The organism is Agrobacterium sp. 16-2014-1-2a (assembly GCF_053522705.1).
Window position 1 is genome coordinate 26,065 of sequence record NZ_JBNWBX010000006.1, and the last position, 14,593, is coordinate 40,657.

At 56.2% G+C, this 14,593-nt stretch carries 14 protein-coding genes and 3 pseudogenes; 7 read left to right on the forward strand and 10 right to left on the reverse strand.

The annotated features are described in order from the left end of the window. Positions 1-56: 56 nt before the first annotated feature. Together ACQZ45_RS17845 and rctB are read left to right on the forward strand one after the other, a co-directional pair. Entirely contained in the window at positions 57-995 is a 939-nt protein-coding gene (locus tag ACQZ45_RS17845; protein ID WP_448742393.1) for a nucleotidyltransferase and HEPN domain-containing protein, read from the forward strand. 316 nt (positions 996-1,311) lie between these two features. Next, positions 1,312-1,623 carry an SMa0974 family conjugal transfer regulator gene (rctB, locus tag ACQZ45_RS17850; RefSeq protein ID WP_060642137.1) on the forward strand — a complete coding sequence of 104 codons (312 nt, stop codon included), beginning with the start codon at positions 1,312-1,314 and terminating at the stop codon, positions 1,621-1,623. Positions 1,624-1,721: 98 nt separating this feature from the next. On the opposite strand, the pseudogene ACQZ45_RS17855 reads toward rctB, so the two are convergent. Continuing rightward, positions 1,722-2,653, reverse strand: a pseudogene (locus ACQZ45_RS17855) (IS110 family RNA-guided transposase). Positions 2,654-2,870: 217 nt separating this feature from the next. Next, positions 2,871-3,152 (reverse strand): annotated as a pseudogene (locus ACQZ45_RS17860) (transposase); the annotation flags it as partial. Here ACQZ45_RS17860 and tnpA point away from each other — a divergent pair. From tnpA to ACQZ45_RS17880, 4 genes and pseudogenes are all read left to right on the forward strand, one after another. Beyond that, on the forward strand, positions 3,141-3,551 hold the full coding sequence (gene tnpA, locus ACQZ45_RS17865; RefSeq protein WP_173995492.1) for an IS66-like element accessory protein TnpA: 411 nt from the start codon (positions 3,141-3,143) through the stop codon (positions 3,549-3,551). The pseudogene ACQZ45_RS17860 and the gene tnpA sit on opposite strands and share 12 nt — an antisense overlap. Next, entirely contained in the window at positions 3,548-3,895 is a 348-nt protein-coding gene (tnpB, locus tag ACQZ45_RS17870) for an IS66 family insertion sequence element accessory protein TnpB (protein WP_173995491.1), read from the forward strand. Before tnpA ends, tnpB begins: the two co-directional genes overlap by 4 nt. Positions 3,896-3,940: 45 nt before the next feature. Beyond that, a pseudogene (tnpC, locus tag ACQZ45_RS17875) lies at positions 3,941-5,596 on the forward strand (IS66 family transposase). Positions 5,597-5,752: 156 nt separating this feature from the next. Next, a complete protein-coding gene (locus ACQZ45_RS17880) occupies positions 5,753-6,634 on the forward strand; it encodes an AraC family transcriptional regulator (protein WP_168475430.1) in 882 nt (293 codons plus the stop codon). Positions 6,635-6,745: 111 nt separating this feature from the next. Here ACQZ45_RS17880 and ACQZ45_RS17885 read toward each other — a convergent pair whose 3' ends face one another. Beyond that, positions 6,746-6,889, reverse strand: coding sequence for a hypothetical protein (locus tag ACQZ45_RS17885; protein WP_236769040.1), 144 nt, complete (start codon positions 6,887-6,889; stop codon positions 6,746-6,748). A 59-nt stretch (positions 6,890-6,948) separates the two neighbouring features. Here ACQZ45_RS17885 and ACQZ45_RS17890 point away from each other — a divergent pair, with 59 nt between their 5' ends. Continuing rightward, on the forward strand, positions 6,949-7,155 hold the full coding sequence (locus ACQZ45_RS17890; RefSeq protein ID WP_236761981.1) for a transposase: 207 nt from the start codon (positions 6,949-6,951) through the stop codon (positions 7,153-7,155). 13 nt (positions 7,156-7,168) lie between these two features. On the opposite strand, the gene ACQZ45_RS17895 is transcribed toward ACQZ45_RS17890, so the two are convergent. The 7 genes from ACQZ45_RS17895 to ACQZ45_RS17925 all read right to left on the reverse strand — a co-directional run bounded on the left by ACQZ45_RS17895 (position 7,169) and on the right by ACQZ45_RS17925 (position 14,462). Continuing rightward, positions 7,169-7,759, reverse strand: a complete 591-nt coding sequence (locus tag ACQZ45_RS17895) for a hypothetical protein (protein WP_060642138.1) — start codon at positions 7,757-7,759, stop codon at positions 7,169-7,171. A gap of 20 nt (positions 7,760-7,779) precedes the next feature. Then, positions 7,780-8,937, reverse strand: a complete 1,158-nt coding sequence (locus tag ACQZ45_RS17900) for an MFS transporter (RefSeq protein ID WP_060642139.1) — start codon at positions 8,935-8,937, stop codon at positions 7,780-7,782. Continuing rightward, positions 8,934-10,286 carry an HdeD family acid-resistance protein gene (locus ACQZ45_RS17905; RefSeq protein ID WP_082546172.1) on the reverse strand — a complete coding sequence of 451 codons (1,353 nt, stop codon included), beginning with the start codon at positions 10,284-10,286 and terminating at the stop codon, positions 8,934-8,936. The genes ACQZ45_RS17900 and ACQZ45_RS17905 overlap by 4 nt, the downstream gene beginning before the upstream one ends. A 37-nt stretch (positions 10,287-10,323) precedes the next feature. Then, positions 10,324-11,541, reverse strand: a complete 1,218-nt coding sequence (locus ACQZ45_RS17910) for a transporter substrate-binding domain-containing protein (RefSeq protein WP_236761982.1) — start codon at positions 11,539-11,541, stop codon at positions 10,324-10,326. Positions 11,542-11,611: 70 nt separating this feature from the next. Beyond that, the gene (locus ACQZ45_RS17915; RefSeq protein ID WP_156390019.1) at positions 11,612-12,001 is read right to left on the reverse strand and encodes a hypothetical protein; all 390 of its coding nucleotides are present in this window, start codon (positions 11,999-12,001) and stop codon (positions 11,612-11,614) included. Positions 12,002-12,053: 52 nt separating this feature from the next. Next, positions 12,054-12,467 (reverse strand): lysozyme inhibitor LprI family protein, encoded by a 414-nt coding sequence (locus ACQZ45_RS17920; protein WP_060642141.1) that lies wholly within the window; start codon positions 12,465-12,467, stop codon positions 12,054-12,056. Between the two features lie 216 nt (positions 12,468-12,683). After that, positions 12,684-14,462: a monovalent cation:proton antiporter-2 (CPA2) family protein gene (locus ACQZ45_RS17925; protein WP_448742394.1), complete on the reverse strand. Its 1,779-nt coding sequence runs from the start codon at positions 14,460-14,462 to the stop codon at positions 12,684-12,686. Positions 14,463-14,593 lie beyond the last annotated feature (131 nt).

The window sequence follows — 14,593 nt, forward strand, 5'->3', positions numbered from 1 at the left end:
CAGATTGAGGCGGACGAATCCAGCCTGTTGCGGAGAAGAGAAGACATTTGCCGACCATGAAAACATCGCTCGACCATATTCCCCCGCAAATACAACAGGAGCTCCAGCGCGCGCTGGAGATTATTCACGAAGAATTCGAGGATGCCCTGGAGGGCGGCACGGCGAAATTCAAGAAGCGTGGCCGCATCCTGAAGATCATCCTCTTCGGATCCTATGCCAGGGGTACGCAGGTGGACGAACCGTTCACATCCAAGGGGTATAGATCTGATTTCGATCTTCTTGTGATCGTCAACAACCGCAAGCTGACGGATTTTGCGGAGTATTGGTACAAGGCTGCCGACAGGTTGATCCGTGATAAGATGATAAAGAGACCCGTGCAGATCATCGTCCACTCGCTGCGAGAAGTGAATACATCTTTGCAGGAGAGCCAGCATTTCTTTTCCGACATCCGAAAGGAAGGCATCGCTCTCTACGAGTTGGACGACAAGCCTCTCGCAGAGCCCAAGATGTTGACACCGGAAGAGCAATTGCGAGTGGCAACAGAGCATTTTGAGAAGCGTTTTGGCGCGGGAAGAAACTTTGCGGCGCTTTCTGAAGCCGCTTTACAAAAAGACATGATCAGTGAAGCTGCATTCCTCCTCCATCAGGCGATCGAGCAAGCTTATGCCAGTGTTCTTTTAACGCTGACGAACTACACGCCGGCGTCTCACAACCTGAAAGTCCTGCGATCCTTCGCAGAAGAACGGGATCGTCGCCTGATCGAGGCCTTCCCTCGCGATCACCATCGGGAGAGAGCATGGTTCAATACGATAAACGAAGCATACGTAAAGGCACGCTACTCAAGCCAGTACAAAATCAGTCGGGAAGCGCTTGACTGGATTGGCGAGAGAGCAACGGTACTGCTCAGTCTGGTGGACGAGGTATGCCGTGACCATATATCGGCACTTCAGGCAGACGCCGCTCGTGAGACTGCCGAGCAAGACGTGGCTGAATAATGCCGGGCTAAAGCGCTTTCCGAAAGTACCTTCATGTTGGTGGTGAACCTTGGCGGCTAGCAGCACTGTCGTTCACTAGCCGCGCCTTGGTGGAGTGCCGAATGAAGAATCCAGGAAGGAATAATGAACGTCAAACGGTTATTTCCGTGCCTTTGATCGTCTGGTGCGTCGCATCAAAGGTTTCATGCAGCCTCCTCGCTGCGATTTGCGGAAAACTCCAAGTGTATGAGCCACTTTATCGCCGACCGCTGTTCGCGTCACGCGCTGCCCCTGCTCCGGCTTTGCTATTTGTCTGACCCGTCACCGAGAATTTCTTATGGCCAAACACATTTCCGAAACGTTCGTGTCGATCCCGGATCCGGATCGGACGCTCGATCTGCTGTGCGCTACCCTGCGCGGCTGGTCTTTTTCAATCACCACCAATCATTCCGAACCACTTATTGCCTTTGACGACGGGCGCGTCATCATCACCCACGCAGTCGGTGGCCTTCACCTTCGTATTGAGGCCGAGGAACCTTTGACACTCCTCGGGATGCGGTCCGTGCTGCAGGCAACCTTCTCTCAGGTCGCTACCCATATGCTCCCGGAGCTCGAATGGCACCGCGCCGATGGCGAGACACTCGAGTGACGGGGCCCCAGGGAGGGAGCGCCCGCTGAGGATAACACAAGATGGCTTCGGATCAGGGAGCCTCTCAACTCTCCCGGAAAGACAAGTATCTGTCTTGGTCAAGGGCGGTCAGGCAGCCAATCTCGCCTTTCGCGCAGCAAGGTGTTTGCAAGGATGATGATGCGCCGCATGATGGCGGTAATGGCGACTTTCTTGGCTTTACCGACCTTTAGTAGTTGCTGATACTTGTCGTGAAGGTCCCGGTTGAAGCGGATGGCGACAAGTGCGGGCATGTAGATCGCGCGCCGAATTGATGACCGACCCCCGGTGACCCTCTCCTTGCCCTGCCACTTTCCCGATTGCTGGACATTGGCGCAAGTCCTGCTAAAGCAGTGATCTTCTTGCCGTCGAGTTGCCCAAGCTCTGGCATATCAATAAGCATGGTGGTCGCGGTCAGCCGACCAATCCCCAGGATGGTCATCAAACGGCAGATGCGCTCTTCACCTCGCTGCTTGGCGATCTGGGCGATGACCTCATCAAGCGCTTGGATATCGGCACCGATGTCTTCAATGCGGCGACCAAGTTGCTCTCGCGCGAGCGGGTCCAGTGCAGTAGCAAGCCGCGTCTTCGCAGTCACCTGATCTTTGACCAAAGCGCGGCGGGCAGTCAGCAACTCTCTGAGATCATGAACATCTTCGCCCTCGACGACTTGAGGCGCCAGGTCAAGCACAACGCCCATGCGCGCCAACATTCTGGCGTCGACGCTGTCGGTCTTTGCCAGTCGCCCGATGGCCTGCGCAAAGCGCCGCGCCTGCTTTGGATTGACTTTGATGAAGGGCAGTTCTGCCAAGCTGAGATACCACTCAAGCCCCCGGGGATAGGCACCGGTCGCCTCGAAAACGATGAGAAAGTCTTCCTCATTTGCCAGCCAGTCGTACAATTGCCTGAAGCCTTCAGGCGTATTGGGTAAGCAGCACGCCTCCGTCCGGGAATGCCAGAATGCGTCAAGACTGTCTTTCGAAACGTCAATACCGATGGTATCCTTAGCCATCTTTTCTTCCTACCTATGCTTGTCGTTCGGGCCCGCAGCCCACGTATCTGTTCAGGTCGTTAGAAAAGACGGGGGCTCGTCAAACTCGACCGCGCTCCTGCAAGACCAAGCTCCGCACGACGCCGCCCCCGCCGCTGCCCCGCAATTTGCGGTGCTGGGCAGCGGCTCCTTTTTGCCTCAGGAGCCAAGAATTCCATAAGACAAGCTCCGCCATCGCGAAATAAGCAGATGCCTTGCGCAAAATCTCGTTGGCTTGGCGAAGCTTACGGTTCTCCCGCTCAAGAGCCTTCATCTTCTCGGCCGCATCGCTCGGCAGGCCCGCTCGTTTGCCGCTGTCGACCTCGCTCTTCTTCACCCATTCGTGCAGCGTAGCTGCCGAGCAGCCGATCTTGGCCGCGATAGATGAAACGTAAGCCCCCGGTGAGGGCCGTCTTGCGAGGTTGATGCGAACATTGGAAGTCCTAGTGCAAACACTAGGAGTAGTCCTATGACCAAGCATCCGATTGAAGTCATCACGTCTGTGGAGCGCCGGCGGCGCTGGTCTCGCGAGGACAAAGAGCGGCTCGTTGCAGCCTGCCTTGAGCCTGGTGCGGTTCTTTCCGAGATTGCCCGTGCGGCCGGCATCCATGTGAGCCAGCTCTTTCGGTGGCGCAAGGAACTCTGCCGGATCGAGGAGCCGTCACTTCAGGTGGCGAACACCTTGGTGCCCGTGATCGTGTCGGAGGCCGCGCCGGCAGCCCAGCCCGCCGCCTTAGAAGCGCCAGCCCCATCGCAGTCCCGCCGGAAGCGTAGCGATGTGACGATTGAGCTGGGCCGCGGTCGTCGTGTCCGTGTGGACAGCGACATCGACACGGAGGCACTTGGCCGTATTCTCGATTGTGTGCTGGGGCGACGATGATCCCTGTTCCTGCTGGTGTGAAGGTCTGGTTGGCAACCGGCCATACGGACATGCGCAAAGGCTTTCCCGGTCTATCGCTAATGGTGCAAGAGACGCTGAAGCGCGATCCGATGTGCGGGCATCTGTTCGTCTTCCGCGGTCGTGGCGGTGGCCTAATCAAGGTCATCTGGCATGATGGCCAGGGAGCATGCCTGTTCACGAAGAAGCTGGAACGGGGACGCTTCATATGGCCGTCGGCGACCGACGGCTCGGTCGTGATTACCCCTGGGCAGCTCGGGTATTTGCTGGAGGGGATCGACTGGCGGATGCCACAAAAAACCTGGCGACCGACCTCAGCCGGATGAGCAAAAACGCTGGAATGACGGGGTCGAATATGATTCCATCAGTGCATGAACGATACGGCCGAACAGCTTCCCGACGACCTTGCCAGCGCACTTGCGGCCCTGGCGGCGGAGCGTGCCCTGCGTGTTGCTGCCGAGGTAGAAGCGGCGACTGCCAAGGCGGAAGCCGCAAGCGCAAAGGCGCTCGTATCGCACTCCGAGGCGCTGATCGCGCGGCTGAAGCTGGAGATCGAGAAGGTCCGCCGCGAGCTCTATGGCAGTCGCTCGGAGCGCAAAGCGCGGCTTCTCGAACAGATGGAACTGCAACTCGAAGAACTCGAAGCTGATGCAGGCGAAGACGAACTCGCGGCGGAGATGGTTGCCAAGGGCTCGACCGTCAGGGCCTTCGAGCGCAAGCGTCCTTCACGCAAGCCGTTTCCCGAGCATCTGCCACGCGAACGTGTCGTCATTGCTGCCCCAACAAACTGTTTCTGCTGCGGCTCGGCCAAGCTGTCGAAGCTCGGTGAGGATATCACAGAGACGCTGGAGGTCATCCCGCGTCAGTGGAAGGTCATTCAGACCGTGCGGGAGAAGTTCTCCTGCCGCGAATGCGCGAAGATCACCCAACCGCCAGCACCCTTCCATGTGACGCCGCGCGGCTTTGCCGGTCCGAACCTTCTGGCTATGATCCTGTTCGAGAAGTTCGCCCAGCATCAGCCGCTGAACCGTCAGAGCGAGCGCTATGCCCGCGAGGGGATCGACCTCAGCCTGTCGACGCTTGCCGATCAGGTCGGCGCGTGTGCCGCGGCCCTGAAGCCAATCCATTCGTTGATCGAGGCACATGTCCTGGCCGCCGAGCGACTGCATGGCGACGACACGACCGTGCCGATCCTGGCGAAGGGAAAGACCGATACGGGCCGCATCTGGACCTATGTCCGGGATGACCGGCCGTTTGGCGGGCTGTCACCGCCTGCGGCTTTGTTCTACGCATCGCGAGACCGGCGACAGGAGCATCCCGAACGCCACCTGAAGACCTTCTTCGGCATTCTGCAGGCGGATGCCTATGGCGGCTACAATCCGCTGTTCAAGGTAGATCGCGATCCCGCGCCTTTGCGCCAAGCACTCTGCTGGGCACATTCACGCCGCAAGTTCTTCGTGCTGGCCGACATCGCCGCGAACGCCAAACGTGGCAGCAAAGCTGCGCCGATCTCGCCGATGGCGCTGGAGGCCGTCAAACGGATCGACGCTCTGTTCGACATCGAACGCGAGATCAACGGCCTTAGCGCCGAGCAACGACTGGAGCACCGAAGCAAGGACAGCTAGCCGCTCGTCGAAGAACTACATGGCTGGCTCCAAACCGAGCGGGCAAAGCTTTCGCGCAGTTCTCCCGTCGCCGAGGCGATAGATTACATGCTCAAGCGATGGGATGGCTTTACGTCATTCCTCGATGACGGCCGGATTTGCCTGACGAACAATGCTGCCGAACGAGCGCTCAGAGGCTTTGCACTCGGCAGGAAGTCATGGCTGTTTGCCGGATCGGATCGTGGTGCTGAACGTGCGGCGTTCATGGCGACACTGATCATGAGCGCCAAGCTCAATGACATCGACCCGCAGGCCTGGCTCGCCGACGTCCTCGCCAACATTGCGGACACGCCGATCAGCAGGCTGGAGCAATTGCTACCGTGGAATTGGATACCGAAGACGCTGAACGCTCAGGCGGCATAATCTGCGCTCCACAGTGGATGCCGACACCCCCTGCCGGATGGCTACCTCATAGGCCGACGCTATTGCTGAGCAGCCAAGCCTGATAATCCGCAAGATCGGTCGAGCGCACAGCACTTGGGCGGGGCTATTTGGTCCTGCCACGGCAAGGACAGGATAATGACGACGACGCTTCGAAACTATCATGCCCGGATGCAACGGGTCCTAGATCACATTGATCAGCATCTCGACCGCAATCTGGACCTGGACGAGTTGAGCTGCGTGGCCGCCTTCTCCAAGTTTCATTTCCATCGGCAGTTCGCGGCGGCCTTTGGGCTGTCTGTGCATCGCTATATCCAACTCGTCCGCATGAAGCGGGCATCCTACAGGCTGGCCTACAGGGACGTAGACAGCGTGACCGAGATAGCGATGGATGCCGGCTACGAAGCTCCTGACGCCTTTGCCCGCGCATTTCGGCAACGGTTCAGCCAGTCGCCTTCGCAGTTCAGGAAATCTCCCGATTGGGAACCGTGGCTTGCCGCCCTCGGGCCTCTCAACCAAGCAAGGAGTAAGCTTATGCAAAGGACATTTGCAGCAAATGACATCGAAATCCGCGAGGTGTCTCCGACCCCTGTCGCGATCATGAAACACCGAGGTGATCCGGCAAGGATCGGCGACACGATCAAACGTTTCATAGCATGGCGCAAAGCCACTGGCCTGAATCCGAAGACCAGTTTGACTTTCAACATCTTCCATTCCGATCCGCGGGTGACGTCTCCGGACGAGTATCGACTGGACCTTTGTGTCAGCACTGATCAGCCGATCAAGACGAATGGAGAGCATATCGAGGCGGGCATGATCCCCGGCGGCCGTTGCGCCGTGCTGAAAGTCGTCGGCAATACTGATGATCTGGAGCCTGCCGCGCTTTACCTCTATCGCGATTGGCTGCCGGCCAGTGGCGAGGAAGCGAGGGATTTCCCCCTGTACTGCCAGCGTCTCACATTCTTTCCCGAAGCACCTGAACATGCGGCGGTGGCAGAGCTCTTCCTGCCGCTGAAATAGCGAACCTCTGTGGCGGCTTGTCCGTTTCTGTCCACGGCGGCGGACAAGCAGCTTTCAACCCGAAACTCCCGATCCGGCTAAACAGCGCGTTCGCTAAACGTGGGCATTCCATCAGGCGAAACCGTAGCGGCCTTCACCGGATAGGTACGATGAAACGGTAGCCCATCGCGATGGATGCTCTGCCTCGTGATCCAGCACCATGCGGATGGCACGTTCGCGGACTTCGGGTGAAAACTTGTTTGTTGTCTTGCTCATGTCGGCTCCACTTTCTCAGAAGTTGGAGCCTCCGGCCAACCCGGTGCGGTTCAGAGGCGATGGAACCGGGTGCCTGTGTTTCAGCGATTGCACATCGCATCGGAATTCGTCCATCGCAGCTATTTGGCTGGCGTCGCGATGCCCAGAGCGACAGCGACCCAGATCACCCGGAGCCGCTATTTGCACGCACGTCGGTTTGGGCGGCTCAAATTCGGTCAACAAAATTTCTGCACCGCGCTCCAGTTGAATCGAGGGTACGCTTCTGAACAAAATGCTACGCTACTGTAGAAAATCGTATGTACGTAAAATCCAGCTCACCTGATATACAATAGCCAAACCAACTAGCCATAGCTGGTGGCGTTTGCTTTTAAGAAACATCGCGACAATGGCCAACCCAAAAAATATCACCTGTCGTATAGGATATTCGGCACCGAGCGAGCGAAAGTAATCGCCTCCTTTCACGAAGGTATCGACGAGATCGACGAGGAACGTGATGGATAGAAGCCCGAAAAACCAGCGTTTACGGGATTCAAAATAGTCTTCAAATCCTTTGTACTCATTCATCTGGTCCGGGAACAGTAGCGCAGTCAGAGCCGCAAAGATCATCGCATAGGCGATCAGGAAGAAATATATGGGGAATGTCCACGCACGAACGAAAGACAGGTGAAATTCATACCACCAGAAATGCATGATTGAGATCAGCAGGAATATCACCCAGCCGATGTGTACGGAGTATACTGGAATGCTTCCCGGGTGCTGGACAAAACGCGTCAGACCATTGACGAGACGCGCGAGACTGAGACCAAGCACCATTCCCATGATAATGCGAACGTGGGCAAAATCCTCAGGATGCGGGACGGGTGTTTCCATTTAATCGTTCCTGTTTTCAGTCAAATGCCCGGCCGCGCTGAGCCTAGCTTGTTCTTTCTTTGGCGATAAGCGCAGAACAACGTAAATGCGGCACAGATGGCGGCTGCGAAGATGGGAAGGCCGTGCGGAGAAAGTTCCATTACCAACCCGCCAACCAATGGTCCCAAAAGTGCACCTATGCCCCAAAAGACGGACAGCAAGGCGTAGATGCCAAGCAATTCGTTATCCTTGTAGGCGTCGCCAAGAATGGCTATGGTCGTCGTATAGATGCCAACGAAGGCTCCGCCCCAGAAGTAGAGCAGCGGATAGGCCAGCCAAGGGTTGGAAAACGCGATGGGCCACACAAGAGCCCCGATGACAGATGCGATAGACAGCACGATTAACACGCGTTGGCGGGGCAGCCGGTCAGCAAGCCATCCGATCGGCAATTGCAATGTGATCGCTCCTATTAACAGGACGGTCAGAAGTAGCGTCGCCGAATCCTCTGTCCAGCCAAGCCGCATTGCATAAAGTGGTAGCAAGGTGAGACCGGCAGCTTCGAGCGCAGCATTGAGCGCCGAAGAAGCCACTGCCACGGGCACAAGCTTGAGGTATCGGAATGGATTGCCCATTTCCTCTCGGGCGGGCGACGTTGCCTTTGGCTTACCCACAAACAAAATGACGCAGGCCAAAAGCGCGATTGCCGCGCCGATAAAGAACGCGAGGGATTCCTGTCGACCCACCAAGGTCAAGATGGCAGGACCCAGAGCAGTCCCGCACGAAAGAGCCGTGACGTAGATGGCGATCATTCTACCGCGGTTTTTCTGCGCGACGAGCTGGTTCAGCCAGGTTTCCGAAACCACAAACAATGTTTCGGATGCTGCTCCGAGCGCTGCACGCAATGGAAACCATATCCACAAAAATGGAGCTAAAGGAAACAAGACAAGAAAGCCACTCGATGCCAGCAGCGCACCCTTTGCCAGGGCCGAGAAACCCAATCGTTGTGCAAGGTGCGGAAGATAGGGCGCTGCCAGAAGAACGCCGATCGCGTACATGGCACCGTTGGCTCCGATAAAACCTTCAGAGTAGCCGGCTTCCGCCAGTTCCAGTGCGATCAGGGGGGCGCTGAGGCCGTACGTCAGGCCGAAAATCGCTGCGGTGAGAATGACAACACTGGTGGTGCGTATATATCCGCTCATTTGGCTACGGCCTCGCTCTCGCTGCTTTCTGCTACAGAGGCCAGATCCCGGCTCGTGTGAATGGCATCGGAAAGTCTGCTTCGCCAGCGCCGGTCGCTGTGCTCCACGGTACTGCGCAATAAGCGTGCATAGTCGAGAACCAATCCGGGCGTCCACGTCATGGCTTCGGCACGGCCGCGGACAATCCGGAGTAACCAAAATTGCGGATTACTAGTTATTTTCCACAGGTCCCGCCAAATATGGCCAGTGTAAGAGGCACCCTCGACAGCTGCATCAAGTGCCTGGATGACACTCGTCGAGCAATTACGCGCTGTCAAGTTATAGGTATTGTCCTGCGAATAGGCCGCCCAAAAAGCACGCAGCGCGGTCGCATTGAATTTATGGAATGTCACTTTTTGATCCGGAAAGCACCAGTCGGCTGCTTCCTGAACCAGCGATGCATTGAATTTTCCAGGAACATCGTTTTCATGTCCTGCTGAAAGAAGAGCTCGAAAATCGTCGGGACTGTGATCAATATCACTAGCGGGATAGTGACTGACATAAAGATCGGGCTCCAGTTCAAGCGCCGCGTGTCCGGTAGAGATTACACCATCCGTGTCGACCGCTGCGATATAACGGTCTATCAGAATTCGTCGCTCCGGATCCTTTATGGAACCGACTGCGGTCCAGACATAGACATTCAAAGCATGGCTATTCAGATCCCCTGCCTCGTCGCCTCCTGGAATAGCCGGCCGGGAAACTCCTCCCTGCCAATTGCGCGCGGCATAAAGGGGCAGTGATGTTACAGAGCCACCTTCCGGCAATTGCCGCAAAGGAAGAGCCAACCGCACCAGTCCATAGCCGGAGGTCAGCAACAACAGCGCAAAACAGAACGGAACTGTAAGATGATGCGGCACAGGCCATGACATCAAAATTCCGGTCGCCAGTGCAACTTCAATCAGGCCCGCTGCAATGCCGACACGCCAGCGCGGGCTATGGACAACGAAAGCTGTGCCGATCCGAAAGAGCCCGTCAATCAGAAACGCAGTGCCAAACACCATCGCTGCACCGATATTGTCATCCCAGGGAACGTTGAACACCAAAAATGCAGCAACAAGAAAACTTGCTCCACGCATGGCATCGATCCAGTGTTGGCGAAGGCCAAGCGAGGCAGCTGCAGCGATCTCCACCAATCCCTCGACGATCAGGAATATGGCAAGAGTATCAAGTACGACTGACAGAGCGCCATCGCTAAGGTCAAACAGGATAGCTACGCCCAGGAGAATCCATACGATGCCCGCCGCAGCCAACAAACGCCAGATAGGTTTGAGTGCCTGTGCTCCAAGCAGAAGAAAAACTAGACGAATCATATGATTTTCCGTTCCATGCCAATCAACGCTGGCCGGGTTAATCGGTATTTCCAAAGTATCGGTTGCGCAGCTTTTCGACAGTACCGTCCTCCATGCGTTTAAGCAGCTGCAACGTCACCGGTTGCACGAGATCACTGTCGGCGCGAAACGCAAAGCCGTATTTGTCCGGATGGAAGATTTTGCCGACGGCTGCTACGTTTTCAAATGGTCTGGAATGTACATAATACTCGAGGACCGGAGCATCACCGACGATAGCGTCGATTTCTCCCTTGTTCATTGCTGACACAGCTGCATCTATATCCTGGTAAGAACGGGACACGATCCCTGTTGCAGCGATGAACTCCTCGGAGGCGCTCCCCTTGAACACTCCAACTGTCTTTCCCGGCAGGTCAGCGACGGAATGTATGCCTCTTTCGATGGCGACCGTCGTCATGACGCTTGTGATTGAGGACGTTACGTAGGCGATTATACCGACGCCCACGAGCATCCATACCGTTTGCCAGATACGGCCGATCCACCCGAACAAATTTTTTCTGCCACTTGTCTTTCCCTTGGTCGCGATCGATATGACATGGTGAAAACTCTCCGCTGCACCTTCATGCCAGCGCTTGGGAAATTCCGGATCGAACTTCCGGTCAAACAATGTAAAACCAATCGTCGCCGCAGCGATAACAGCTAAAAGCCAACCATAAGCCTGCAAATGGCCAGCATCTGAAAGCCCTGACAGAAGGCGATCAAATCCGGATGAACGCACACTCGGCACCATGAGACGCAAGCCGGCGTCGTACCAAGGCTGAGTGAAGGCCAGAAGTTGAGCACGGGCACTGGTGATAGTGAGGTTTGTAACAGCGGCGTCCACCTCGCCATTGCTCGTCGCATCCACGAGCTCACGCAATGTGGGATAGGCCACATAACGGGTTGCCAGATTCAGGTCACTAGCAACAGCTTCCCACAAATCAGTTGCCATACCATCATATCTATTGTTGTCGGCGACGACGAAAGGCGGACTGACATAGACACCAACGTTAACAAGACGTGCCTCGGAGAGTTGTGCTTGTGCGCTGGCTGCCGACGTTATGAACGGGAAGATTACAAGTCCTGCAATCAACACAACCACAGCATTGAATGACTTGAACATGAGCACGCAAAGCGGAGGCGAACGCAGGAGATGCACAAAACGGATGCGGGATATACCCGAAAAGACGGGTAGGGTATTACATGCTGCCTGTCCTGTCGGTCGCTTCTGTTCTCTCATCGTTTCCACCGTCGGCGTGTTGCAGCACTGCGCAACCCTATCCTGATCTTCATTGTCATAAACTTCCCGCTTACTGATTGAAGCCTTTGGCCTTCATGCAATCAGCAATAAGTTCTTTCTGATCGACGGCTTGTTCTATACCGTCATCGATACCGGCTGCGATTGCACTACCGAAAGATTTGTACTGTTGGCCCTGTCCGATCCCGATTGTTGCGGCCTTGGCCTGGTACTTGCATTCAGCAATGGCCTGATCGGTCTCGGAGCGGGCCGATTCATCCTTGACCCAAGGCTTGTCGTTGTTAACGCACCCCGTGAGGACGATCAGTGTAGACAGTGCCGTATAAATCACGATATTTTTCAATTTGTTTTTTCCTTGAACAAAAGCCGCAGGCTTACCGTTTATACGACTGCTCGGTGTCGCCCGGATCAGCGACGAGGCATCCCGCACCATAATAGCCAATGTGCTGGGTGCTTGTTTTCCAGGTATCTTGGCCTCAGAAATTTCGAAGTTTTTAGTTGGCTGCCGGAACCGGGCAACTCATGTCCCCTTCCTGACATTGCAGATAACCTTCAAAGTCCTTGACGCGCGATTGCGTCAAACTATCCCGGCATATCAGCACAAGCATTGGCATCATGCTCCCTCCGGCCGCCCCTGCGGTTTGGAAAGCACATTCGGCATCACGAAACTTCCCCCAGTCACGCTGTGTCTGAACCAGAAGATTTTTGATATCTGTGTCGTCGCTCAGGCGGCTTTCTATCTGTTTGTAAAGATTATTGAGTTTTTTGTCGGATTTCTTGAACGAAGCCTCGGCACACTGGGTCAAAGTCGCCTGGTCCTCGGCATTGGCGCACTTGTCTGCCGCAAAGGAGAACCCCGGGGTTGCCCAAACCACGGCAGTGGCCAACATCAACAGTCGAAGTTTCATTTTTAAAACCTTTCATAGCAAGCGGCGCCGTCTGGAGTCGGAGCGACCTTTTGAGTGGTGCGTGCGGCAGGCGGGCTGCAACCGCTGCTTCGAGTGCGATCATGGCGGCCCGAGACAGACGGACGTGGCGGCCCGAACGTAACAGGCCATGAAGAAAACCTCGCGATCCACGTTTGACATTCTGAAGTTTCGATCAGTTCACAACAGGATCCCCTGTCAGTGCCGGGTTTTGCTATTCCCGATGATTAGGTCGCGCCCTGCGAAGATCCCTCCGACGCATTCCAGAGCGAAACGTTCGACATCCCGCTCGCGAAACGTCTCCATTACCTCATCGACAATCTTCGGATCGACGCCGAGGGCCAGCAATGCCTGCTTCCCCATAGCAAACGAACTTTCAAGGGTCTCGCGTAGCTGAAACTCCGCCCCGGCCTGTACAAGCTCCAGCGCATGCTGACGGTCATAAGCCCGCGCCAGTACGGGGACCATCGGAAATTCATGCTTTGCCAATTCAACAATTTTTGTCACAGCGGCCCTGTCATTGGGCGCTGCAATGATCAGGTTCGCGTTCGCCGCCCCGGCCGCGTGAAGGATGTCGAGCCGTGCCCCATCACCGTACCAAACCTTGAAACCTATAACGCTTGCATCTTGGATTGCCTGCGCATCAGTATCGATTATCGACAGGGTGTACCCACGTGCCAGGAGCGGCTGACTGATAATCTGCCCCATCCGGCCGAACCCGATTAACAGGACATTTCCGGACAACTCTCGCACAGCGTCTACGCCGTCCATCGAACCCGTTGGTTTAGGCGCGAACCGATCATGCAGGATGATCATTAGAGGGGTCAACGCCATTGAGCAGATGATCACCGCCGTCAGGTTGGCATTCCATTCGGGTGTCAGAATTCCGAACTGGGTGGCTGTCGCGTAAAGGACGAATGCGAACTCGCCACCCTGCGCCATTAGCACGGCTCGCTCAAGCGCTTCCGATTTCTCGGTTTTCAGCGCTCTTGCAACGGCGTATATGACCCCCATTTTCAGCACTATATAGGCCGGAACGCTGATCGCGATTACGCCCCAGTTCGCCACAATGGTATCGAGATCCAACACCATGCCGACGCTCAGAAAGAACAAACCCAGCAGCAAGCCCCGGAACGGCTCGATATCTGCTTCGAGCTGATGGCGGAAGCTGCTTTCGGATAGGAGCACCCCTGCCAAAAACGCACCCATGGCCATCGACAACCCGCCTGCCTGCATCAGAATCGCCGCACCGAACACGACCAGCAGCGCAGCGGCGGTCATCACCTCACGCGCGCCGAAACGGGCTAAAAGCCGGAACATGGGATCAAGAAGATAACGTCCCGCAATGACCAGAATTGTAATCGCCGCGAGCCCGATACCCACGCTCGTCAGTCGGTCCGAGAGCGTCGCCTCCGCCCCACCTGGAGCAAGGAAGGCCACGAGCGCCAGGAGCGGGACGATCGCCAGATCCTCAAGCAGCAAAATCGCCACCATGCGCCGCCCCTTGGGCTGCGCCATCGAGTTTCGCTCGGTCAGCATCTGCATAACGATCGCGGTTGAGGTGAGCACGAAACCTGTGCCGGCGACGAAGCTTGGAACAACTGGATAGCCGAGCGCCAACCCGACCCAGACGAGTGCCGCGATCGCTATTCCGACCTGTAGCAGCCCTAGCCCGAAGATATCAGCACGCATAGCCCAAAGTCGCGAAGGTTGCATTTCAAGGCCGATGATGAACAAAAACAGGACGACTCCCAGTTCCGCGACATGGAGGATCGATTGCGCCTCGTGGAAAAACCCCATTCCAAAGGGACCTATGGCAAGGCCCGCTGCCAAATAGCCAAGAACTGAGCCAAGACCGAGCCGCCGGAATACAGGAACAGCGATGACCGCCGCTGCGAGCAAGACCACAACCGCGATCAGGTCCGGGCCACCGTGTGCTCCGGAGTTGTTTACTGCTTCCACTACTTCTGCGCTCATAATTTCCCCTTGAAAACCATGCAAATCCCGTAGCAACGTGGCCGCAAATATAGAAGGCCCACGCGCGATAGCTCCACTGCCAAATTGATGAGTGCAGCGGAGGGGACTATCGGTTCACTCAACCAAGATAA